General features: G+C 69.8%; 25 protein-coding genes and 1 pseudogene. 13 read left to right on the top strand and 13 right to left on the bottom strand.

Annotated elements, in window-relative coordinates; genetic code table 11:
- The gene (locus AC3E6M_RS06940) at window positions 1-1329 is read left to right on the top strand and encodes a serine hydrolase (RefSeq protein WP_138173581.1); all 1329 of its coding nucleotides are present in this window, start codon (window positions 1-3) and stop codon (window positions 1327-1329) included.
- Here AC3E6M_RS06940 and AC3E6M_RS06935 read toward each other — a convergent pair whose 3' ends face one another.
- Window positions 1330-1863: a GNAT family N-acetyltransferase gene (locus AC3E6M_RS06935; RefSeq protein WP_171024219.1), complete on the bottom strand. Its 534-nt coding sequence runs from the start codon at window positions 1861-1863 to the stop codon at window positions 1330-1332.
- Between the two features lie 160 nt (window positions 1864-2023).
- Here AC3E6M_RS06935 and AC3E6M_RS06930 point away from each other — a divergent pair, with 160 nt between their 5' ends.
- Window positions 2024-2521: a hypothetical protein gene (locus AC3E6M_RS06930; protein ID WP_138173585.1), complete on the top strand. Its 498-nt coding sequence runs from the start codon at window positions 2024-2026 to the stop codon at window positions 2519-2521.
- A gap of 22 nt (window positions 2522-2543) precedes the next feature.
- Here AC3E6M_RS06930 and AC3E6M_RS06925 read toward each other — a convergent pair whose 3' ends face one another.
- Window positions 2544-3869, bottom strand: coding sequence for an MFS transporter (locus AC3E6M_RS06925; RefSeq protein ID WP_490529442.1), 1326 nt, complete (start codon window positions 3867-3869; stop codon window positions 2544-2546).
- Here AC3E6M_RS06925 and AC3E6M_RS06920 point away from each other — a divergent pair.
- A pseudogene (locus tag AC3E6M_RS06920) lies at window positions 3774-4013 on the top strand (type II toxin-antitoxin system YoeB family toxin); the annotation flags it as partial. The gene AC3E6M_RS06925 and the pseudogene AC3E6M_RS06920 overlap by 96 nt on opposite strands.
- 34 nt (window positions 4014-4047) lie before the next feature.
- Here the strand turns inward: AC3E6M_RS06920 and AC3E6M_RS06915 are convergent.
- From AC3E6M_RS06915 to AC3E6M_RS06900, 4 genes are all read right to left on the bottom strand, one after another.
- A complete protein-coding gene (locus AC3E6M_RS06915; protein ID WP_138173589.1) occupies window positions 4048-4395 on the bottom strand; it encodes an immunity protein CdiI family protein in 348 nt (115 codons plus the stop codon).
- Window positions 4396-4478: 83 nt separating this feature from the next.
- The gene (locus tag AC3E6M_RS06910) at window positions 4479-5585 is read right to left on the bottom strand and encodes a hypothetical protein (protein ID WP_138173591.1); all 1107 of its coding nucleotides are present in this window, start codon (window positions 5583-5585) and stop codon (window positions 4479-4481) included.
- Between the two features lie 43 nt (window positions 5586-5628).
- Entirely contained in the window at window positions 5629-6702 is a 1074-nt protein-coding gene (gene ychF / locus AC3E6M_RS06905) for a redox-regulated ATPase YchF (protein ID WP_138173593.1), read from the bottom strand.
- A gap of 39 nt (window positions 6703-6741) precedes the next feature.
- Complete coding sequence (locus AC3E6M_RS06900; protein WP_138173595.1) at window positions 6742-7491, bottom strand: class I SAM-dependent methyltransferase; 750 nt, start codon at window positions 7489-7491, stop codon at window positions 6742-6744.
- Window positions 7492-7725: 234 nt separating this feature from the next.
- Between AC3E6M_RS06900 and AC3E6M_RS06895 the strand changes: the two genes are divergently transcribed.
- Both AC3E6M_RS06895 and AC3E6M_RS06890 read left to right on the top strand, forming a co-directional pair.
- On the top strand, window positions 7726-8322 hold the full coding sequence (locus AC3E6M_RS06895) for a 3'-5' exonuclease (protein WP_138173597.1): 597 nt from the start codon (window positions 7726-7728) through the stop codon (window positions 8320-8322).
- Between the two features lie 50 nt (window positions 8323-8372).
- Entirely contained in the window at window positions 8373-9698 is a 1326-nt protein-coding gene (locus AC3E6M_RS06890) for a DNA recombination protein RmuC (protein ID WP_138173599.1), read from the top strand.
- A 14-nt stretch (window positions 9699-9712) separates the two neighbouring features.
- On the opposite strand, the gene AC3E6M_RS06885 is transcribed toward AC3E6M_RS06890, so the two are convergent.
- Both AC3E6M_RS06885 and glpX read right to left on the bottom strand, forming a co-directional pair.
- Window positions 9713-9922 (bottom strand): UDP-N-acetylmuramyl pentapeptide phosphotransferase, encoded by a 210-nt coding sequence (locus AC3E6M_RS06885; protein ID WP_138173601.1) that lies wholly within the window; start codon window positions 9920-9922, stop codon window positions 9713-9715.
- Window positions 9923-10168: 246 nt separating this feature from the next.
- On the bottom strand, window positions 10169-11158 hold the full coding sequence (glpX, locus tag AC3E6M_RS06880) for a class II fructose-bisphosphatase (RefSeq protein ID WP_138173603.1): 990 nt from the start codon (window positions 11156-11158) through the stop codon (window positions 10169-10171).
- 179 nt (window positions 11159-11337) lie between these two features.
- Between glpX and fbaA the strand changes: the two genes are divergently transcribed.
- The gene (gene fbaA / locus AC3E6M_RS06875) at window positions 11338-12366 is read left to right on the top strand and encodes a class II fructose-bisphosphate aldolase (protein WP_138173605.1); all 1029 of its coding nucleotides are present in this window, start codon (window positions 11338-11340) and stop codon (window positions 12364-12366) included.
- A 151-nt stretch (window positions 12367-12517) separates the two neighbouring features.
- On the opposite strand, the gene AC3E6M_RS06870 is transcribed toward fbaA, so the two are convergent.
- From AC3E6M_RS06870 to AC3E6M_RS06850, 5 genes are read right to left on the bottom strand one after another with little or no spacing between them, the layout of a single operon-like run.
- Complete coding sequence (locus tag AC3E6M_RS06870) at window positions 12518-13063, bottom strand: MOSC domain-containing protein (RefSeq protein ID WP_138173607.1); 546 nt, start codon at window positions 13061-13063, stop codon at window positions 12518-12520.
- A 9-nt stretch (window positions 13064-13072) separates the two neighbouring features.
- Complete coding sequence (locus AC3E6M_RS06865; RefSeq protein WP_138173609.1) at window positions 13073-13783, bottom strand: anti-sigma factor family protein; 711 nt, start codon at window positions 13781-13783, stop codon at window positions 13073-13075.
- On the bottom strand, window positions 13780-14283 hold the full coding sequence (locus AC3E6M_RS06860) for a sigma-70 family RNA polymerase sigma factor (RefSeq protein WP_138173611.1): 504 nt from the start codon (window positions 14281-14283) through the stop codon (window positions 13780-13782). The genes AC3E6M_RS06865 and AC3E6M_RS06860 overlap by 4 nt, the downstream gene beginning before the upstream one ends.
- A 54-nt stretch (window positions 14284-14337) precedes the next feature.
- Window positions 14338-14880, bottom strand: coding sequence for a DUF6264 family protein (locus AC3E6M_RS06855; RefSeq protein WP_138173613.1), 543 nt, complete (start codon window positions 14878-14880; stop codon window positions 14338-14340).
- Window positions 14877-15938, bottom strand: coding sequence for a 4-hydroxy-3-methylbut-2-enyl diphosphate reductase (locus AC3E6M_RS06850; RefSeq protein ID WP_171024220.1), 1062 nt, complete (start codon window positions 15936-15938; stop codon window positions 14877-14879). The genes AC3E6M_RS06855 and AC3E6M_RS06850 overlap by 4 nt, the downstream gene beginning before the upstream one ends.
- Window positions 15939-16005: 67 nt before the next feature.
- Between AC3E6M_RS06850 and xseA the strand changes: the two genes are divergently transcribed.
- Genes xseA through AC3E6M_RS06815 form a run of 7 tightly spaced genes read left to right on the top strand, consistent with a single transcriptional unit; the run spans window position 16006 to window position 22385 of the window.
- Window positions 16006-17319, top strand: coding sequence for an exodeoxyribonuclease VII large subunit (gene xseA, locus AC3E6M_RS06845; RefSeq protein ID WP_138173615.1), 1314 nt, complete (start codon window positions 16006-16008; stop codon window positions 17317-17319).
- Between the two features lies 1 nt (window position 17320).
- Complete coding sequence (locus tag AC3E6M_RS06840; protein ID WP_036328293.1) at window positions 17321-17560, top strand: exodeoxyribonuclease VII small subunit; 240 nt, start codon at window positions 17321-17323, stop codon at window positions 17558-17560.
- The gene (locus AC3E6M_RS06835) at window positions 17560-18192 is read left to right on the top strand and encodes a DUF4245 family protein (RefSeq protein ID WP_490529440.1); all 633 of its coding nucleotides are present in this window, start codon (window positions 17560-17562) and stop codon (window positions 18190-18192) included. Before AC3E6M_RS06840 ends, AC3E6M_RS06835 begins: the two co-directional genes overlap by 1 nt.
- 8 nt (window positions 18193-18200) lie before the next feature.
- Window positions 18201-18848 (top strand): carbonic anhydrase, encoded by a 648-nt coding sequence (locus AC3E6M_RS06830; RefSeq protein ID WP_212743484.1) that lies wholly within the window; start codon window positions 18201-18203, stop codon window positions 18846-18848.
- A 32-nt stretch (window positions 18849-18880) separates the two neighbouring features.
- Entirely contained in the window at window positions 18881-20275 is a 1395-nt protein-coding gene (locus AC3E6M_RS06825; RefSeq protein WP_490529439.1) for a class II fumarate hydratase, read from the top strand.
- A gap of 41 nt (window positions 20276-20316) precedes the next feature.
- Window positions 20317-21732 carry a sensor histidine kinase gene (locus AC3E6M_RS06820; protein WP_490529438.1) on the top strand — a complete coding sequence of 472 codons (1416 nt, stop codon included), beginning with the start codon at window positions 20317-20319 and terminating at the stop codon, window positions 21730-21732.
- Window positions 21729-22385 carry a response regulator transcription factor gene (locus tag AC3E6M_RS06815; RefSeq protein ID WP_138173624.1) on the top strand — a complete coding sequence of 219 codons (657 nt, stop codon included), beginning with the start codon at window positions 21729-21731 and terminating at the stop codon, window positions 22383-22385. The genes AC3E6M_RS06820 and AC3E6M_RS06815 overlap by 4 nt, the downstream gene beginning before the upstream one ends.
- The last annotated feature ends 226 nt before the right edge of the window (window positions 22386-22611 follow it).

The raw sequence follows: 22611 nt of genomic DNA, 5'->3' as shown, positions 1-22611 counted from the left end.
ATGGGGGAAACGCAGGACCATACTGATGACCTGAGCGCGTTCGCGGGATTGCTGGACAAGGCGCCCGCGGCATCCGGATCGGGCCGGGCGGGGCGGATCGTCCTCATCGTCTTCCTGGCGAGCGTGCTGGTGGTCCTCGGCGCGGGCGGCGGATACGTGTGGTGGGCCTCGGCGGCACCGCTGGCTCCGCCGACCGTCACGACTCAACCGCCCGCCGTCGCTGCCGGCCAACCCGCCGCGATCGGCATGCCGGCGTCGGGGGCGATGCGTGTCAGCGTCACCGGCGGCGAGGACTACCTCGGGGCGGAAGCCGACGGCGCGCGGGTCGCCTCGGGCGGCGACGATCCGCGGCCGATCGCGAGCATCGCGAAGCTCGTCACCGCGCTCGTCGTCCTGGACCGGCATCCGCTCGACGGGGCGAACGATCCCGGCCCCACTCTCGCCTTCACCAAGGCCGACACCGACCTGTACGACCAGTTCTACGTCCGCGGGGTCACGATCGCCCGGATGCCGGACGGATCGAGCATGTCGCTCCACGACGCCCTCGCGACGATGCTGCTGCCTTCGGCGAGCAACTACGCCGTCGCGGTCGCGCGATGGGGCTTCGGGTCGGAGGGCGCGTACGTCGACGCCGCTCGCGCATGGCTCGCGGCGAACGGGTTGGAGTCGACACGGATCGTGGATGCCACGGGCATCGACGAGCGCAACACGAGCACGCCGCGCGACCTCGTGGCGCTCGGGAAGATCGCCAAGGCGAACCCGGCCCTGGCCAGGATCGTGGGGATGTCCTCGATCTCTCTGCCCGGCGGGCCCGGGACCGTCACCAACACGAACGGCCTGCTCGGGACCGAGGGCATCCGGGGCCTCAAGACGGGGAACCTGGGCGAGGGCACCTTCAACCTGCTGTTCAGCTCACTCCTCGACGTCGGCATCGGCGCGCCCTTGACGATCACCGGGGTCCGCCTCGGAGGAGAGAGCCACGACAGCACCGATCAGGACGTCGTGACGGTGCTCCAGAGCATCCGCGCCGGGTTCCACGAGGTGCCGGTCGGGACCGTCGGTGACGAGCTCGGCGAGATCACCACCGCGTGGGGCGCGCGCGCCGAGATCGTGCTTGGTCGCAGCGCGGCGCTGATGACCTGGTCGGACACCCCGGTCGTCACGGCGCTCGACGTCCAGACCCCCGAGCGCTACGCCGACGGCGAGTCGGTCGGCACGATCACCTGGACCGCCGGGCCGAACAAGGCGACCGCCGACGTGAAGATCTCGGGCGAGCTCGAGGAACCGACGCTCTGGTGGCGCCTGACGCACCCGGGCGAGCTGGGCTGATCAGCTCCGCCGCTTCTCGAACCGGAACATGAGGTCGGGCCCGCGCTCGTCGTCGTCGGCCGTCGTCGGATGGGGGCTGTTCGGGTCGGGGTGTCCGGGGTGGAAGAACTCGACGATGTGGAACCCGCACCGGTTGACGTAGAAGTGGATGTTGCGAGTGTCGAAGTACGGGGTCATCGTCTCCCACACCTCGGCATCGGGGTAGTGCTCCTCGAGCGCGCGCCACGTCGCCGATCCCACTCCCCTGCCCTGCGCCGCCGTGTCCATGAACAGCAGGTCCAGACTTCGGCGGCGTCCCCCGTCCTTCATCGAAACGACGGCTCCGCCGACGCTCTGCCCGTCGACGAGCACGTTCCAGGAGTCGGCCCCGGGTGCGTCGATGGACTCCCGGATCTCCCCGACCGAGATGACGGGCTCCGAGCCGGCGTGACCGGGCTCCGCCGCCTCGGCACCGGCGGTGAACGCCTCCTGGAGGCGCACGATGAAGGCGGGCTCTTCTGCCGGCTCGAGCGGACGCAGTTGCACGGTAGTCACGGTGGCATTCTCCCCTGCCTGCCGGCGCTCGTTCACCCCTCCACCGTTTCGATTCGCTGCGAACGACGAACCCGACGCCCATCGGCGGCTGAGGACCGCAGTCGAGCCCCCGGTCGAGTGACCGGGGGCTCGGACGTGCGCTCGACACATACTGGGGTACGTGGACCTCCGACCGTCGCTCACCCCTCCTCGCATCGACACCGCGATCGTTCCGCGACTCGCCGCTCTCGTCAAGGAGATCGACCTCCTCCCTGACGGCGAGGCGGCGGCACAGATCGCGGCGTTCAACACCGCCGTCGGATCGACCCTGGTGCACCAGGACTTCCGGGAGTACTTCGCCAGTCAGTCGGCGGAGGAGTTCGCGAGAGCCCATCTCATCGAACACGCTGTCACCCCCACCCCCGGCATCACGCGGGAGGAGATCGTCGAGCTGTTGCGCCGAGCGATGTCGTCCCGCAGCCAGGAAGACGTCGAGACCTATCACGCCCTACTCCGCGTCAACGGTGCCGGGAAGGCGATCGGCTGGATCTACTGGCCCCCGGATGCCGACGTGATCCCGGGCGCCTGGGACGAGGGGCGGGAGATCGGCGAATACGACCCGTCCGCGGAGCAGATCGCGGAATGGCTGTTCGCGGTTCAGCTGCGGCCCGAAGGCTGACGCACGGGCCGATGGTTGCTCGTCAGCGCTCCGCTGAGACATCGGGCGCGTCCAGAGCGGTCGCCGCGCCCCCGCGCATCGGGAGGGCGGCGACCAGCGTCACCCCGAGCAGCACCGTCAGATACACGACGAAACTGAAACCGCCCGCCGTGGCGTGGTAGACGAGCGGAGCGGTGCCGCCGAACAGCGAGTTGGCCACGGCGTACCCGAGGCCCACACCGAGGGCACGGATGTGGGCGGGGAAGACCTCCGCCTTGGCGATGCCGTTGACCGAGAGGTAACAGGTCAGAACCGCGAACGCGAGGACCAGGATGCCGAAGACCACCGCCGGCGATGTCACCCGGGCGGCCGCGGTCACGAGGAACCCCGCGCCCAGGACACCCGCTGCACCGAAGGCGATGAGCAGAGGCTTCCGGCCGATCCGGTCGCTCAGCGCCCCGCCGAGCGGCTGCATCAGCAGCAGCACGACGAAGGCCGCGAGCACGACCCCGGTCGTCGTGGACTCGGCCGCGTGTCCGCCCGCGGCGAAGGACGCCTCGCGGAGGACGGAGGGCACCGTGACCGTCGCGGTGTAGAACGCCGCGCTGCCTCCCGCTGTCAGCAGGATCACCCAGATGAGCGGCCGCCAGTATGTGCGGACCAACTCGGCGATCGTCGAGGCCGGTGGGGTGGTGAATGGGCCGACCACCGGCGCTGGCTGCGGCTTCGCCCGCGCCCACAGCAGCGATGCCAGACCGGCCGCGCCGCCCGCGACGAACGCGACCCGCCACCCCCACTCCGACACCGCCGCGCGATCGCTGATCAGCAGGAGCACCAGGAGCGTTCCCTGCGCGAGCACGAGACCGCCGACGATCGTGGTGGCCTGGAACGAGGCGAAGAATCCGCGGTGCCCCCGCGTGCCCGACTCCGACAACAACACCGTGGCCGCCGCGTACTCGCCCCCGGTGGCGATGCCCTGAACGACACTCACGACCACGAGGATCACGGCCGCCCACGCCCCGATCGACCGCTCGGTCGGCGCGACCGCGAGAGCGACGGAACCCGCGGACATCAGGGTGACCGCGGCCACGAGTGCCCGTTGCCTCCCCCGACTATCAGCAAGCCGACCGAACAGCCACGAGCCGACCGGCCGCACGACGAAGGTCACGGCAAACAGGCCGTACACAAAGAGCAGCGAGTCCGGTGAGTTGGGATCGAAGAACTCGGTGCGGAAATACGGGGCGAAGATCGCGTAGACGTAGAGGTTGAACCACTGCGCGAGGTTCGGCACGGAGCCCGCGAGGATGGCCCGCACCCGCGCCCGGCGCTCCGGAGTCGACCCCGGTGCGGCCGGTGGGGTGGGGTTCACGCGCCGACTCTAGCGAAGGTCGTCGCGGGAGCGGCCTCGGAGCCGCTGAAACACGCATTGGCCGGCGCGGGGTCGCGCCGCATCGACGAGGCGAATCGGCTCGTCTACATCGCCGACGACACGCACGTCACGGTGCTGCAGGCGCGATACCGCTACTGCCATCGGCGACCCTCAGACCTCAGCCTTCGGCCGTACCCAGCTCTGTTCGGAGCGGCCACGGCTCGTACCAGACGTCGGCGAACGCCGAGACCTCGTCGGCGAGCCGTGCCGCGACGCCCTCCCCCGCCGCGCGCCACGCCTCGCAGGATGCCGCGTCCTTCCACCCGTCGAACGGGTCGAAGTTCGCCTCCCACAGGGCGTTCCACGCGGCGATGTCGCGACGGAGCGCATCGGACAGCCCATAGTCGTCGGGCGTCGTCGTGTACCCGACGTCCCACGTCGGTGTCGAGTCCTCCCACAGCGGCCAGTCCCGGCCGTAGTCCGGGAATAGCCGGATGGAACGTCGCACCGGAGGGGTTCCGTTCATGGCCGGAAGCCTACGTGGGGAGCCTGCTCAGTTGTTGAAGCGGGACTCCACCACGTCGCGGTCACGCAGCTGAAGCAGGCGGATCACAGCTCGATGAGGTGCTGCAGGAAGGTGCGGGCAGCCGCGACATCAATCGAGGCCCGGTGGGATCCATCGAAAACTACACCCCAGTCAGCGCTGAACTGGGTCACCCCACGACTGCCTCGCCCTGCCCAGTGGTGCTGCACTCCGGTAACACGGAGGAGTTCTCGATCAAGGACGGGCACGAGAGAGGAAACAACCCGCTCACGATCGGTGTCGATACCAATCGCCAGTATTGCTGCCACCGACCCCGGTTGCGCAAGGAAATCGAGCATTTTGTCGACGTTATAGGCCTTTGGCGCGGAGGATCGATTCAAGCGTTTGGATTTGACGTCGATGGAAAGCTGTCCGTCTGCGAGAGCAACCCCGAGGTCATCGAGGCGATGCCCGTTCTCACCGCCCGTGATCAAACGCTCCACTTCCTGCCCACGGAGATTGCCATTCTCATTCCGCGCCGCATCAAGAATCGCACGTTGCGCCCCCTGCACTCGAGAAGCGAGTTCGACCGAGATAGCAAGGTAGTGGGGCGTGTCCAACGCTTCGGCGGCGCGGCGAGGGGCGTCGAGAATGGCTGCACGCTGTGTCGCGCTTGGGACGAACTTGGGTCGACGCGCCTTGACCATTGCGGAGACCTCGGCAAGCCGTTCGACGGTCTCGTCCCACACCGACGCCTGGTGCAATTCGAAGATCGAGGAGAAGTTCTCGCGACGATTTTCCAACCCAGCGAACGACCGCATGATGTCCCACCCATTGAAACTTCCGCGAATGTGGTCAGGTCGAAGCTCAGAGGAACTGTGACTGATCCTTGCTAGCACGGACGAATTTGCTAGCAAGAAGCTCACCTCACTCGGACGCACAATCACGACCACCAGAGGTTGATGATCATGCAGCCGAAGAGCGGACAACGACAAGACGGTGTTGGAGAAATTCTCCTGGTTAGCTTGCGTGAACCGAAGAGCGTAGCCTGCCCCTACGAACACGCTTCGAGCGCGCCGGGGCGTGAAAGCCGCCTCGTAGGCCCTGGACATCTCCGCCTTGTCGGCGTGTCGATGCGCAGCCTTGTAGGCGACGAGATAGTCAAGAGCCTCACCGAGAGCGCTGTGCTCCACCTGCCGCCTCCCCCGCGTCCTGCATGCCCCTACTTCTACCCACTCAGTTGTTGAAGCGGAACTCCACCACGTCGCCGTCCTGCATGACGTAGTCCTTGCCCTCGAGGCGGGCCTTGCCCTTCGCACGGGCCTCGGCGACCGAGCCGAGCTCGATCAGGTCAGCGAACGAGATGACCTCGGCCTTGATGAAGCCCTTCTCGAAGTCGGTGTGGATGACACCGGCCGCCTGCGGGGCCTTCGCGCCCTGCGGGATCGTCCACGCGCGGGCCTCCTTGGGACCTGCCGTGAGGTAGGTCTGCAGGCCCAGCGTGTCGAAGCCGATCCGCGCGAGCTGGTCGAGACCCGACTCGTCCTGGCCGGTGGACGCCAGCAGCTCGGCGGCATCCTCGGGGTCGAGGTCGATCAGTTCCGACTCGATCTTGGCATCCAGGAACACGGCCTTCGCCGGCGCGACCAGCGCGGCCAGCTCGTCCTTGCGGGCCTGGTCGGTGAGAACGGCCTCGTCGACGTTGAAGACGAAGATGAAGGGCTTCGCGGTCAGCAGACCCAGTTCGCGGATCGGCGACAGGTCGAGACCGGATGCCGAGAGCAGCACGCCCCGCTGGAGGGCGTCCTCCGCGGCCTTGGCAGCGTCAAGCACCGAAGGGTCGAGCTTCTTGCCCTTGACCTCTTTCTCGTAGCGCGTGATCGCCTTCTCGAGGGTCTGGAGGTCGGCGAGCTGCAGCTCGGCGTTGATCGTCTCCATGTCGCTCGCGGGGTTCACCTGCCCGTCGACGTGGACCACGTCGTCGTCGGCGAATCCGCGGACGACCTGGGCGATGGCATCCGCTTCACGGATGTTCGCGAGGAACTGGTTGCCCAGCCCCTCCCCCTCGCTGGCGCCGCGGACGATGCCGGCGATGTCGACGAACGACACCGCGGCGGGCACGAGACGCTCGCTGCCGAACACGTCGGCGAGCTGCTGCAGCCGCACATCGGGAAGGTTCACGACCCCGACGTTGGGCTCGATGGTCGCGAACGGGTAGTTCGCCGCGAGCACCGAGTTCTTGGTCAGGGCGTTGAAGAGAGTGGACTTTCCCACATTGGGAAGGCCGACGATTCCGATGGTAAGAGCCACGGGAGTCCAGGTTACCCGGCCCGCGCCGCCCTCACCGCGTCAGGGACGCCGCGCGCGGAACGCGTGGGTCACGTACGGCAGGTCGACCGCTCCGCCGTCGGCGAGTCCCGGGACGGATGCCACGACCCCGTCGACCTCGGCGTCGATGCGCGCGCGCTCCTCGGCGGATGCCGTGATGATGTCGCTCCGAGAGAAGACGAGGTCGCGCAGCTGGGCCAGGGTGATGCGGCGGCTCCAGGTCCACGTGCGGTGCTCGAGGTCGACGAGCGGCTCGGCGATCCGCGGCCCACCGTCGGCGAGAAGCCGTTCGGCGTTCGACGTCCCGATCACCCGGGTGAGGCTGCGCACCCAGTCGACACGCTCGTCGCGGATGTTCCACACCAGCCCGAGCACCCCGCCGGAGCGCAGGACGCGCGCGATCTCGAGAGAACCAGGCTCCGGATCGACCCAGTGCCACGCCTGTCCCATCACCACGGCGTCGAGGGCCGAGTCGGGCAGCGGCAGACGCTCGGCGGTACCGGCGAACGTCGGGATGCCGCGGACGTTCTCGCGCAACGACGCCAGCATCGCGGCATCCGGATCGATCGCCACCACGTCGGCACCGAGCTCGACGACCGCACGCGTGAGCTTGCCGGTACCGGCACCCACGTCGGCGACGCGCAGCGCCCGGCCGGGCTCGCGGACCGGCGCGAGCATCCACGCGACCGCCTCGGCCGGATACTCGGGCCGCCCCGACTCGTAAGCCGCGGCCGCCTGCCCGAACGACGTCGACTTCTGGCGTTCCGTCATGCCTCGACCCTATGCCGGGGGCGGGACGTCCGCGCGGGCGCCTCCCGTAGCCGTACCATGCGGCGGAGTCGGCAGGGGACACGCCGATACCGGAAGCCAGGAGCCGGCGTGCCACCCGCACGACGACCCACCGCCTGGCGGTCACCGTCGACGACCCGCGGCGCGACGAGACCGATCCCGCGTCGGACGGCGTGCCGTCCCGGCCGGACGGGGAGGTCGAGCGAGGGTGGAGGCGTGGCACTGGATTTCACCGCGATCGACTTCGAAACGGCGAACTCCAGTGGCGCGTCCGCGTGTGCGGTGGGGCTCGCGCGCGTCCGCGACGGACGGGTCGTGGCTACTGCCGCCTGGCTCATCAAGCCGCCGGCCGGGCACGACGACTTCGCCGCGATCAACGTCGGCATCCACGGCATCCGTCCGTCCGACGTCGTCGACGCGCCGGACTGGAGCACGCAGCTGGCTCGGCTGACCGCCTTCGCCGGGGCGGACGTGCTCGTCGCCCACAATGCGGGCTTCGACATGTCGGTGCTGCGCCGTGCGTGCGCCGCGACCGGCGACGACTGCCCCTCGTACCGCTATCTCTGCAGCGTCCAGATGTCGCGGAAGACCTACACCCTCGATTCCTACCGCCTGCCGCTCGTCGCGGCCGAGGCCGGATGCTCGCCGTTCGCTCACCACGACGCCCTCGCCGACGCCGTCGCGTGCGCGGAGATCACGATCGACTGCGCCCGGCGCGCCGGAGCCGCCGATGTGCACGCCCTCGCCGCGCACCTCGGCGTGCGGGTCTCGCAGATCCAGGCGGAACGCCGCCTCGAGCGCGCCGTCGCCTGACCCGCCCGCCACTTCCGGGCGATGTCGGAGGCCTGCGGCACACTGAGCACATGGATGCCATCGCCCTGATCCTCGCGATCCTCGCCCTCGCGATCGGTGCCGGCGCGGGCTGGTTCCTCGGCGCCGCGCGGGCCACCTCGCGCGCCGCGACCGAGCGGATCGCTCTCGCCTCGCGCGTCGCCGCCGCCGATGCCGCGCTCGTCGGGGCACAGGCGCAGCTCGACCATCAGACGACCCTGTACCGCGACCTGGTGGGCCAGACACGCGCCGATCAGGCAGCGCGCGAAGAGCGCGAACGCCGCGAGCAGACGGTCCTGCGCGCGCTCGATCCCGTGCGCGAGACCCTCGACGCGATGCAGCGCAAGGTCGACGGCCTCGAGCGCGACCGCGTCGAGCAGTACTCCGCGCTGGGCGAACAGTTGCGACTCTCGCGTGAGGCCGACGAGGCGCTCCGCGCCACGACCGAGTCCCTCGCTTCGGCGATGCGCTCGGGCAGCACGCGCGGCGTCTGGGGCGAGACACAGCTGCGACGGGTCGTCGAGGCCGCGGGGCTCACGCGCTACGTCGACTTCGACCTGCAGTCCTCGATCACCTCCGACGCCGGCGCGGGTCGCCCCGACATGGTCGTGCGTCTCCCCGGAGGCAAGGCTCTCGCGGTGGATGCCAAAGTCCCCCTCGACGCCTACCTCCAGGCCAGCGCGATCCCGGTGACCGCCCCGGGCGACGAGGGCGCGCGCCGGGCGGCCCTCCTGACCAAGCACACCCGGGCCGTGCGCGCGCACGTCGACGCGCTCGCCCGCAAGACGTATTGGGCAGGGCTCTCGACCAGCCCCGAGTTCGTGATCTGCTTCCTGCCGAGCGAGTCCCTGCTCTCCGCGGCCCTCGACGACGACCCGACGCTGCTCGAGTACGCGTTCGCGCGTCGAGTAGCCCTCGCGTCGCCGGTGAACCTGTGGGCGGTCCTCAAGACCGTGGCCTTCACGTGGACGCAGCAGGACGTCTCCGACGAGGCGCGCACGTTGTTCGCCCTCGGTACCGAGCTATACGAGCGCGTAGGCGTGCTCGCCGGTCACGCCGGCGATCTGCGGCGCGCCCTGGAGCGCACCGTCGACAGTTACAACCGCTTCGCCGGGTCGCTGGAGTCGCGCGTACTGGTGACGGCGCGCAAGTTCCCCGGCATCGACGAAACGAAGCTCGACGCCGTAGACGCTCCCGCGCCGCTCGAGGCGTCACCGCGCAGGTGGACGGCGCCCGAACTCATCGACGCCGCCGAGAACGACGGCGAGGCGACCGAACGCGGGCTCGCACACCGGGACATGACTCATGCCGACCTCGGCGCGATCCGCGCACGAGCGGGAATCGCCGACGGCAACTGAGCGTCGCCCGAGGATCAAGACCCGCCGGGAACCCAGCTCAGCAGGCTCACGACCGCGGCCGAGACACCGACGAAGGCGCCGACCATCCACCATGCGCTGATCTCGTGGCCCTCATCGCGGCGCTTGCGCAGCAGCACATCGGGACGCCGCGCGGGGTCGAGAGCATCGGCGATGACCGCCTGTGCACCGGTCTGCGGTGCGGTTGAGTTCGTCGGAGCTGCCATGGAACGATCCCCCTTCGGGTCTCGGAAGAACGCAGCGTCGCCGTTGACACCTTCGTCGATTCTGCCAGACACCCCCTCGTGGGGGAGTCACGCTTGCGCAACGACACGCCCGGCTGTATCTGCATGCATCGAACTTCCGGACCCGCAGGTCCGCCTGACTCAGGCCCACCTGACGAAACACCGCGAGGCGGCATCCTGCTGTCTCAGCGAATCAGCGCCGCGGGCGGACGCGCCACGGGACGACGGTCAGAGCCACTTCGACGTGAGGTGCTCCGACGAGATCCGGCGGAGCGTCCCCGACGCACCGCGCAGCACGACGCTCTCGGTGTAGATGAAGTCGCCGTCGCGACGGACGCCCTGGACGAGCTGGCCGTCGGTCACACCGGTGGCCACGAAGATCGTGTTCTTCCCCTTGACGAGGTCGTCGGCCTCGTAGACCTCGCCGTCGAGCTTCAGACCGGCATCCCGGCCCTTCTGCTTCTCGTCGTCGGTGCGCGGTGCGAGGACGCCCTGGATGTGACCCCCCAGAGCCTTGATCGCACACGCGGTGACGATGCCCTCGGGGCTACCGCCGATCCCGACGCACATGTCGGTCCGGGCGTTGTGTCGTGCCGCGTTGATGCCGCCGGCGACGTCGCCGTCACTCATGAGGCGGGTACCCGCACCGGCTTCGCGGATGTCGGCGATGAGCTGCTCGTGACGCGGGCGGTTCAGCACCGACACGACGATCTCGTCGACCGGCTTGCCGAGCGCCTTGGCGAGCAGCCGGATGTTCTCGCCGATCGGGAGGCGGATGTCGACGACGCCGACGCCCGCGGGTCCGGTGACGAGCTTGTCCATGTAGAAGACGCTCGAGGCGTCGAGCATCGTGCCGTGATCGGACACGGCGATGACCGACAGCGCGTTCTGGCGTCCGGCGGCCGTCAGGGAGGTGCCGTCGATCGGATCGACGGCGACGTCGCACTGAGGGCCGCGACCGCTGCCCACCCGCTCGCCGTTGTAGAGCATGGGGGCGTTGTCCTTCTCGCCCTCACCGATGACGATCGTGCCGTCGAAGTTGACGGTGCTGAAGAAGGCGCGCATCGCGTCGACGGCGGCGCCGTCGGCGGCCTCCTTGTCGCCGCGGCCGATGAAGGGCACGGCGCGGATGGAGGCCGCTTCGGTGGCCCTCACCAGCTCGAGAGCCAGGTTCCGATCGGGGTGCAGGGGACTCATGTCGGACGTCAGGCTCACCATGAGCCCCACTGTAGCCAGCGCGACTGTGACAACCGCTGGTTTTTCCCGACCGGAGCCCGAAGGATTCGTGATTCTTAACGCCTCGGCAGAACTGCGGCGATCCTCGCCCGGCCGCGGCGTCACGATCGGGTGCCTTCGCTAGAGTGACGGTGTCCCTGTCACGACCAAGGAGCGCCTCCATGCCCGTCGCCACCCCTGAGCAGTATGCCGAGATGCTGGACCGCGCCAAGGCCGGCAGCTTCGCGTACCCCGCGATCAACGTCTCGAGCTCGCAGACCATCAACTCCGTGCTCCAGGGCCTGACCGAAGCCGGCTCGGATGGCATCCTGCAGGTCACCACCGGTGGCGCCGATTACTTCGCCGGTCACACCGTGAAGGCTCGCGCCACGGGTGCCCTCGCTTTCGCGAAGTACGTGACCGAGGTCGCCAAGAACTACCCGATCACGGTTGCGCTGCACACCGACCACTGCCCGAAGGACGCCCTGCCCGGTTTCGTCCTGCCGCTGCTGGAAGCCTCCGAGGAAGAGGTCAAGGCCGGCCGCAACCCGATCTTCCAGTCGCACATGTGGGACGGCTCGGCCGTGCCGCTCGACGAGAACATCGACATCGCCGCCGAGCTCCTCCCCCGCCTCAAGAACATCAACGCGATCCTCGAGATCGAGGTCGGCGTCGTCGGCGGCGAAGAGGACGGCGTCCAGCACGAAGGCTCCAACGAGGCGCTCTACACGACGGTCGCCGACGTGACCAAGGCCGTCGAGCGCCTCGGTCTCGGCGAGAACGGCCGCTACATCTCGGCGCTCACCTTCGGCAACGTGCACGGTGTGTACAAGCCCGGCGGCGTGAAGCTGCGCCCCGAGCTGCTCGGTGAGATCCAGGAGGGCATCGCCGCCAAGTTCGGCACCGGCCCCAAGCCCCTCGACCTCGTCTTCCACGGTGGCAGCGGCTCGACCGATGAAGAGATCGCTCTCGCGGTCGCCAACGGCGTCGTCAAGATGAACATCGACACCGACACCCAGTACGCCTTCACCCGCTCGATCGCGGGCTACATGTTCTCGAACTACGAGGGCGTGCTGAAGGTCGACGGCGAGGTCGGCAACAAGAAGCAGTACGACCCGCGCGCGTGGGGCAAGGTCGCCGAGTCGGCGATGGCCGTGCGCGTCGTCGAGGCCACGAAGCAGCTCGGCTCCTTCGGCAAATCCCAGGGCTGACACCTCTCCCCGAACGCCCCGGCTCCGGCCGGGGCGTTCGTGCGTCCCGCGGCCTCTCCCGCGCGCGAAACTGCATCTCCCTGACATCTCCCCTGCAGCCTGCCGTGGAGATGTCAGCCGGATGCAGTTTCGCGGCCATGGCCCGCCCCCGCTACGCGCGGTAGAGCTCGAGCACCGTCGGGGCGGCGGGTGGCGACGAGACGATCTCGACGCGGTCGCCGGCGCGCACCTCGCCGGCGCGGCGGACACGCAGGTAGGCACCGAGCCGGCCCTCGTCCGAGAAGCGCTTGACCCACCCACGGCCCGTCGAGCCGCCCACCCAGCGCGCGAAAGTGGCGCACGGCGTGCGGGGCATCGTGACCTCGAGCTCGACGGTCTCCCCGATGCGCCAGACCTCGCCGATCCGCGCTCCGTTAACGTCGATGCCCTCGAGGCGCAGGTTCTCGCCGAACCACCCGGGGGCGAGCTCTCGCCCGAGCTCGCGCTCCCAGAACTCGGCGTCGTCCTGCGCGTAGGCGTACACCGCCTTGTCGGGACCGCCGTGGTGCTTGCGGCTGGCTTGCACGTCGGCGCGGACCCCGAGACGTCCGATGCGCACCGCACCCTCGAGGGCGCGCTTGTCGATCGCGGTGACCCCCACCGACCCCGAGTCGGGACGCAGGGCGTGGACGGCGCAGACGGCGATGAGGCTCGGCATCCGTCGATGCTAGGGGCTGTCGAACTCCCGGCGCATCACGACGCGGTCGCCGTCGAGCGTGCGGATCTCGATCGAACCAATGCTCGAGGCGGCGACGTCGGTGCCCGCGCTCAACTCTGTTGTGGACCCCGGACCGGCGCGCCACGTCGAGAGCATCGTCGTGGCGCCGGCGTCGTCGGTGACCGCGAGCGCGTAGGGCCATCCTCCGGGCGGAGCGTCCAGCACCTCGCCGGTGTACTGGCAGACGAGGTCGATGCGTGTCCCCCACTCGACCGACGTCAGTTTGACCGACGCCTCCAGCGGCGCTCCCGCGACGTCTTCGAGGGCGTACACGGTGCCGCCAGCGTCGTCCGCGGGGGCCGTGAGCGCCAGCACGCTCGGCACCGCGATCACGAGCAGGGCGGCCGCGGCGGCCCCCGCCCACAGCGCCACCGTGCGATGACGACGGCGGCGCGCGGTCCGCACGAGCCGCCCGCGGAGGGCAGGGTGCGGAGCCATCGGCGCCGCGGCGGGCGCGGGGTCGGTGGAATCGATCGCGCGGGCCCGCTCGGGCGACAGGCGCGAGAGCAGACCGGCGGTGGGCGCGAGCTCGGCGACGGCAGCGCGGCAGAGGGCGCACCCGTCGAGATGCCGCTCGTACTCGGCGCGATCGGCAGCGGACAGCGCGCCGAGGACGTACGCCCCGTCCCACGTGGCGAACCGCTCGTGTGCGGCGTTCATCGCGTCACGCCTCTCTCTTGCAGGGCGAGCCGCAGCGCGCGCACGGCGTAGTGCAGACGCGACTTGACGGTCCCGGCGGGAATCCCCAGCTCTTCGGCGGCCTGTGCCACGCTCCGGCCGCCGTAATAGGCCGCGACGATGACGGCGCGGTGATCGGGCGTCAGAGTCGCGAGGGCCTCTTCGACGAGCAGCGCGTCGAACATGGCATCCGTGTCGTCGCCGCCGGCGGTCTCGGGAAGCTCATCGACGGTCTGCTCGTGGCGCCGGCGGGCGCTACGCGCGTCGTCGATGACGATGTTGCGCGCCACCGTGAACATCCACGACCGCAGGGTCGACGGGTCGTCGGCCATGATGCGCGGCGTCCGCCACGCCCGCAGCAACGTCTCTTGCACGACGTCGTCGGCGCCCGCGTGGTCGCCGGTCAGGCTGACGACGTAGCGCCAGACGGGGGCGGCGTGAGCGTCGTACAGCGCCGTCAACTGCGCGTGATCGTCTCGCACCGCCGATCCCCTCCTGTCGTCCTCAAGAGAACACGGGATGCCCGGCCCGTCGGTTCAGTTGGTGACTGCGCCCGTGAGAGCCGAGAGGAAGGCGGGGTCGGCCATCAGCGCGATCGTGATGCACACACCGGCCAGGAGCGTCGTCGCGACGAAGCCCACCAGAGGCACCCAGAACGCCACGCGCCCGCGGCGCAGCCGTCGCCACGTCAGAGCGGCCGTGACGAGATACCCCACGCCGTACACGACCGACGCGACGGCGCCCCAGACGAAGCCCGACGACAGAGCGGTGTACGTCGCGTCGACCCCGAGGATCTGCGCGGCGCGCTCGGCGTATCCGGGAAAGTCCAGGAGCTGCACGATCGTGGAGATGACCGAGACGAGTCCGTAGACCAGCAGCACGAACGTGACGACACGGTCGGCGAGGGGTCCGCGCGCACGGTGTGCGGCGGGAGCGGCCGTCGGCTCCGAGTCGGGCTCCGGCGCGACCCCCGACTGGAGCGCTTCGGTGACCTCGGGGTGTTGGATCCGGGCGCGCTGCTCCTCGGGGGTGGCGTACTCGCCGTATTGCGGGCGCGGGCGCGACTCCGCGTCACTCACGCGCGACCCCGGCCGCCCAGGGCGCGCTGGTCGCGCTTGCCCGACGAGTCCTGACGCAGTTCCTTGGGCAGCGAGAACATCAGGTCCTCCTCTGCCGTCCGGACCTCCTCGACGTCGCGGTAACCGGCGCCGGCGAGTTCTTCCAGCACCTCGGTGACGAGGACTTCGGGTACCGACGCGCCGCTCGTGACGCCCACCGTCTCGACACCCTCGAGCCACTCCTGCCGAACCTCGTCGACGTAGTCGACGCGGTAGGCGGCTTTGGCGCCGTACTCGAGCGCGACCTCGACCAGGCGGACGCTGTTGGACGAGTTGGCCGATCCGACGACGATCACGAGGTCGGCGCCGACCGCGACCTTCTTGATCGCCACCTGACGGTTCTGGGTGGCGTAGCAGATGTCGTCGGACGGCGGATCCTGCAATTCGGGGAAGCGCACACGCAAGCGGCGGACCGTCTCCATCGTTTCGTCCACGGAGAGCGTCGTCTGCGAGAGCCACACGACCTTCGACGGGTCGCGCACCTCGACGGTGTCGGCGTGCTCCGGAGAGTTGACGACGGTGACGTGCTCGGGGGCCTCGCCCGCCGTGCCCTCGACCTCTTCGTGGCCCTCGTGGCCGATGAGCAGGATCTCGAAATCGTCGCGGGCGAAGCGGACCGCCTCGCGGTGCACCTTGGTCACGAGGGGGCACGTCGCGTCGATCGCCTGGAGGTGCCGATCGGATGCCGCGGACACGACCGCGGGCGAGACCCCGTGAGCGCTGAAGACGACGTGCGAGCCCTCGGGTACCTCGTCGACCTCTTCGACGAAGATCGCGCCCTTCTTCTCGAGCTCGGTGACGACGTGGATGTTGTGCACGATCTGCTTGCGCACGTACACCGGCGCCCCGTAGCGCTCGAGGGCCTTCTCGACGGCGATCACCGCCCGGTCGACACCGGCGCAGTAACCGCGGGGCGCGGCCAACAGCACCTTCTTCTGTCCGTGGACCGGGATATCCTGGAGCCGCCCGCGTCGACCCGGGATACGGGGAACGGGCAGGTGGACGGCAGGTGAGCTCACCCCTCGATTCTACGGGGGCGCCCCTGGACGACGGCCGAACCGCCACCATCGACCCGTACGAGAGACCATGACCTCCTTCCGACCCGACGCCGTCGAGGGCCTCACGCCCCCGGCGGACTCCGTTCATCCCCGTGAGTCGACGACGGACGCGCCGACCTCGGTCTCGCGACTGAACGACACGATCCGCGGGTTCATCGAACGGTGGGGATCCGTCTGGGTCGAGGGCGAGATCACCTCGTTCAACCGGCGCGGCGGGAACGTGTTCGGCCGCATGAAAGACCTCGGCACCGATTCGACCGTGGCGTTCCGGATCTGGTCGAGCACGCTGGCTCGGCTGCCGAAAGACCTGCAGGTCGGCGATCACGTCGTCGCCTGCGTCAAGGCGGACTACTTCCCCCGCACGGGCGACTTCTCGTTCGCGGTCTCGGCGATGCGGCACGTGGGCCTGGGCGAACAGCTCGAACGTCTCGAACGCCTGCGCGCGCAGTTGCGGTCCGAGGGGCTGTTCGACCCCGCGCGCAAGAAGAAGCTGCCCTTCCTCCCACACTGCATCGGTCTCATCACGGGCGAGAACTCGGATGCCGAGAAGGACGTGCACCGTAACGCCGAACTGCGGTGGCCCCAGGTGCGCTTCCGCACCCGGTACGCCGCGGTGCAGGGCGACCGCTGCGTCCCCGAGACGCTCGCCGCACTGACGGCGCTGGATGCGGACCCCGACGTCGACGTCATCGTCATCGCGCGCGGCGGCGGCGATCCGCAGACGCTCCTCGGCTTCAGCGACGAGCGACTCGTGCGCGCGGTGGCCGCGGCATCCACCCCGATCGTGAGCGCCATCGGCCACGAGAACGACCGTCCGCTGCTGGACGACGTGGCCGACGTCCGCGCCTCGACGCCGACCGACGCGGCCAAGCGCATCGTGCCCGACGTGAGCGAGCAGCGCGCGGCGGTCGCCCAACTCCGGGCGCGCCTGACCGGTCGCCTCACCCAGCGGGTGCTGCACGACATCGCCCAGCTCGAGCAGTTGCGTTCGCGCCCGGCGCTGCGGACTCCGCACACGATGCTGACCGCCCGCGCGCAAGACGTGTGGATGCTGTCGACCCGGGGCCGCGACGTCGTCGACCGCCGGCTGCAGGCCGAGGAGCGCCGCACCCGCGAGCTGCGCGCGTCGCTGCGCGCGCTGTCCCCCGAGGCCACCCTGGCGCGGGGCTATGCGATCGCTCAGGTCGAGGGCGGCGGGATCGTGCGCGACGCGACGCAGGCGCCAGCGGGAGCACGCGTCGTCGTGACCGTCGCCGACGGCGCTTTCGGCGCCTCCTCCACGGGCCCCATCGAACCCACGGACTCCTCGTCCGGCGGCGGCCGCACCGCCGGTCCCGCCTAAGATGGATGCCATGACCGCGACGCCCTCCGGCCCCTCCGCCGACGTGGCGTCCCTGTCGTTCGAGCAGGCCCGTGACGAGCTCGTCCGCGTGGTCGCCGAACTCGAGCAGGGCGCTCCCACGCTGGAGGAGTCGCTCGCGCTGTGGGAACGCGGCGAGCAGCTCTCCGCCCGATGCGAGGAGTGGCTGCTGGGCGCGAAACGGCGTCTCGATGCCGCGCGCGGCGAAGGCGAGGAGTCCTGATGGCCCGCGTCGTCGCGGAGCTCGGTCGTCCCGAGACGCCGGACGAGACCGCGGCGCGCAAGGCCGAGTCCTCCCTCCGCTACCGCTCGAGCAAGACGTTCCGCAACCTGATCGCGGCGCTCCTCGTGACCGTCGCCGTCGTGCTGGTCGTGATCGCCGCCGTCCCGCGCGGAGAACCGGCGCCGCGCCCGCAGCCGGACGTCCCCGCTCTCGCCGCCGAGCTGTCCGACGACCTCGGCCGCCCCGCCCTCGCCCCCGCTCTGCCCGACGGGTGGCGCGTGAACCAGGCGATGACCGAGGGCCAGGGTGGTGTCGAAGCGTGGACCATGGTCTACGTGCGCTCGGGCGAGTCCGGCTTCGTCCGCGTGGCCCAGGGCCTGGACACCGGCGAGGAGTGGGTCGCCCAGATCCTCGGCGGAGCGCGCAGCACCGAGACGATCGAGATCGACGGCCTCGACTGGGCCGTCTACCGCCCGAGCGACCCCGAGCGCGCCGGCAACATCAGCTACGCCCTGTCCACTCCCGCCGGGCCCGATCAGGTCCTGATCTACGGGGATGCCAGTCCCGAGACCACCGCGATCGCCGCGGCATCCGTCACCACCCAGGTCCGCGAACTGAGAGAGATCCCGTGAACGATCGCATGACTCCCCGTGACGTGTGGAGCCAGATGCTCGAGGGCAACCGGCGTTTCGTCTCCGGAGCGCCCGCCCACCCGCGGCAGGACGTCGAGCGCCGTGCCGAGCTCGCGAGCTCGCAGCACCCCACGGCCGCGCTCTTCGGCTGCTCGGACTCGCGTCTCGCCGCCGAGATCATCTTCGACCAGGGCCTGGGCGATCTGTTCGTCGTGCGCAACGCCGGTCAGGTCATCTCCGACTCCGTCATCGGCAGCCTCGAGTACGCCGTCGGCGTGCTGGAAGTGCCGCTCATCGTCGTCCTCGCGCACGACGCGTGCGGCGCCGTGGGTGCAGCCATCGACAGCACCGGAATCGACGCGCCGACGCTCCCCGCCTACATCTGGCGTCAGATCGCCCCGATCGTGCCCGCGGTCCGCCGTGTCCAGCGCGCCGAGGCCGCTGCCGGCCGCGGTACCGAGCGCGTCGACCCCGAACTGGTCGGCCGCGAGCACCTCCGCCACACCGTGGCCGATCTGCTGCGCGCGTCCGAACTCATCAGCGAGGCCGTGGCCGACGGCCGCGTCGCGGTGGTGGGCGCCAACTACCGACTCGACGACGGGGAAGCCGTCCCCGTCGTGAGCGTGGGTGACGTGGACGAGCCCCGCGCCGCCTGAGATAGAACGAAACGATCTGGAGGAACGACGACGTGACCGACATCGAGTACCGCATCGAGCACGACACCATGGGTGAGGTGCGGGTGCCGAAGGACGCCCTCTACGCCGCGCAGACGCAGCGCGCGGTCGAGAACTTCCCCATCTCGGGTTCGGGCTTGGAATCGACGCAGATCGCGGCGCTCGCCCGCATCAAGAAGGCCGCGGCACTGGCCAACAAAGATCTCGGCACCCTCGACCCGCGCGTGGCCGACGCCATCGCCCAGGCCGCCGATGAGGTCATCACCGGCGCGTACGACGCCCACTTCCCGGTCGACACCTACCAGACCGGCAGCGGCACCTCGTCGAACATGAACATGAACGAGGTGCTGGCCACCCTCGCCACGCGCATCCTCGGCGACACGGTGCACCCCAACGACCACGTCAATGCGTCGCAGTCCTCGAACGACGTCTTCCCGACGTCCGTGCACATCGCCGTGACCCAGGCGCTGATCGACGATCTCATCCCCGCCCTCGACCACCTCTCGGTGGCGCTCGAGGCGAAGGCCGAGGCGTGGAAGGGCATCGTCAAGTCCGGTCGCACGCACCTCATGGATGCCACGCCCGTCACTCTCGGCCAGGAGTTCGGCGGCTACGCCCGCCAGATGCGCCTCGGCATCGAGCGTGTGCAGGCCGTCCTCCCCCGCGTCGGCGAGGTCCCCCTCGGCGGCACCGCCGTGGGCACGGGGATCAACACTCCTCTCGGCTTCCCGCAGAAGGTCATCGAGCTGCTCGCGGCCGAGACCGAGCTGCCGATCACCGAGGCGAAAGACCACTTCGAGGCCCAGGCCAACCGCGACGGTCTCGTCGAGGCATCCGGTGCCCTCCGCACGATCGCGGTGTCGCTGACGAAGATCAACAACGACATCCGCTGGATGGGCTCGGGCCCCAACACGGGTCTCGGCGAGCTGCACATCCCCGACCTGCAGCCGGGATCGTCGATCATGCCGGGCAAGGTCAACCCGGTCGTCCCCGAGGCGACGCTCATGGTGTGCGCCCGGGTCATCGGCAACGACGCCACGGTCGCGTGGGCCGGCGCATCGGGCTCGTTCGAGCTGAACGTCGCCATCCCGGTCATGGGGACGGCGCTGCTGGAGTCGATCCGACTGCTCTCCAACGCCATGCGCGTCCTGGCCGACAAGACCATCGACGGCTTGGAGGCCAACGTCGCGCGCGCTGAGGCGTTCGCCGGGATGTCGCCGTCGATCGTCACCCCGCTCAACAAGGTCATCGGCTACGAGGCCGCCGCCAAGATCGCCAAGCACGCCGTCGCCAAGGGCATCACGGTGCGCGAGGCCGTCATCGACCTGAGCTATGTCGAGCGCGGCGAGATCACCGAAGAGGTGCTCGACGCCAAGCTCGACCTGCTCTCGATGACCCACCCGGGCTGAGCCGAACCTCGCACGACGCCGGGGAGCGCCATAATCAGAGGATGATCCGCCCTACGAGAGCCGTCTCGGCACGGGTGCGGCTCCTCGGGGCGATCCTCGGCGTCGTGCTGGTCGGACTCATCGTGGCCGGAGGTGTCACGTTCTTCGTGCAGAGCGAGCGCGTCCTCGCCAACGCGCAGCGCCAACTCGACGGCTTCGTCTCGACCGTCTCGGTCTCGGCGCAGGATCCGGCGGATCTCGTCGCGGCGGCCGTTCCGGGGCGCACCGACGCCACGCTGGCCCTGAGCGGCGGCACGATGCTGGCCTCCACCCCTGCACCGCCGGGGGTCCCCCTGACCGCCGATGCCGCGTTCCTCGATGCCCTTCGCTCCGCGCTCGAGCGCGGCGAGACGCGCGGCCGCCTCGACAGCACTCTCGGCCCGGTGCTCTACGCGGCGGTGCCCGCCGGCGACGCCACGATCGTGCAGGCCATCGCCATTGACGAGCGTATGGAGCTGGTGAGCCTGTCGACCACGACGTATGCCCTCACCGGGGCGGTGGTGCTCCTGGCCGTCGCCGTGGCCGGCTGGTTCGTCACCGGGCGGCTCTTCTCGCCCCTGCGCAAGCTCCGCGACACCACCGACGCGATCACCATCGCCGATCTCGGCACCCGTGTCTCCGCCCACGGCAACGACGAGATCTCCGACCTGACCGCGTCGGTGAACTCCATGCTGGACCGCCTGTCGATGTCGGTGGAATCGCAGCGGCAGTTGCTCGACGACGTCCGGCACGAGCTCAAGACACCGATCACGATCGTGCGCGGTCACCTCGAGACGATGAACCCCACCGATGCGCGCGACGTCATCGAGACGCGCGACCTCGGCATCGCCGAGCTGGACCGGCTCTCGCGTCTCGTCGACGACATCGACACCCTCGCCGACGTGGAGGCGGGGTCGGTCTCGACCGGGATCGTGGACGTGGGCGCCCTGACCGACCGCATGGGCGAGCTGGTCGGTGGGATCCCCGAGCACACCTGGGCGATCGAGGCCCGCGGTCGTGGCCGCATCGTCGGCGACCACGACCGACTGGTCCAGGCGTGGCTGCAGCTGGCGGACAACGCCGCGAAGTACACCCCGGCGGGCAGCCCGATCGAGATCGGCAGTTCCACCGATGGCACGACCGCGAGCCTGTGGGTGCGGGACCACGGTCCCGGCATCCCTCCCGCCGCCCGGCATCGCGTGTTCCGGAGGTTCGACCGGGTGTCGACGCGGCGCGGCGTCGACGGGTCGGGCCTGGGACTGTCGATCGTGGATGCCATCGCCAAGGCGCACGACGGGCACTGCACCATCGCCGACACCCCGGGGGGCGGCGCGACCCTCACGCTGCACGTCCCGCTGGGCGGCTCGCACACGCCCGCCGACCTGCCGACGCCCGTGCGTGCCGGTGACGTCGTCCTGCAGAGAGAGGCCACCGGATGACTCGCATCCTCATCGCCGAAGACGAGGAACGCATCTCGGCGTTCGTGGCCAAGGGATTGGAATCGGCCGGCTACCAGACGCTCATCGTCGACGACGGCGCCGAGGCTCTCGAGACGGCGTTGTCGGGCGAGGTCGATCTCGTCCTGCTGGATGTGGGCCTGCCCACGATGGACGGATTCGAGGTCCTTCGGAGCTTGCGCGGTCAGGGGGCGTCGATCCCCGTCATCATGCTCACCGCCCGCACGAGTACCCGCGACACCGTCGACGGCCTGGACGCGGGGGCGAACGACTACGTCGCGAAACCTTTCAAGTTCGACGAGCTGCTCGCGCGCGTACGTTCGCGTCTACGCGAACCGGTGAGCCTGGGGAGCATCACGATCGCGCACGGAGACGTCTCGCTGGATGTACTCACCCGCCGCGCCTCCGTCGCCGGTCGTGAGATCGATCTCAGCGCGCGCGAATTCGCCCTGGCAGAGGAGTTCATCAGCCACGCGGGCCAAGTGCTCAGTCGGGAACAGCTGCTCAGTCGTGTCTGGGGGCTCGACTTCGACCCCGGGTCGAACGTCGTCGACGTCTACGTCCGCTACTTGCGGGCGAAGTTCGGCGCCGGTCGCATCTCCACCGTGCGCGGCGCCGGCTACCGCTGGCAATGACCGCGCCGGAAACCCAGAAGCCCCCGGTCGGGGGGTACCGGGGGCTGGGGGATCGTCCGTGGCGGTCTTCCGCCGTACCCGAAACGTCGGTGACCTGCGCGGCAGGACGATCTCGTTTTTCTTTTGTGGGGGGAACCGCCGGGGCGGTGACGAGGTTTCCCTCGCCCGTGATCCCACTCTGACGCCCTCGTGTGAGAACGCCGGGAGGTGCAGATGAGAAACCTCT

This window comes from Microbacterium sp. SCPM-O-B-15248 (M128), from assembly GCF_058214835.1.
The sequence above is the reverse complement of the archived record's forward strand: the minus strand, read 5'-3'. Positions and strand labels throughout refer to the sequence as shown.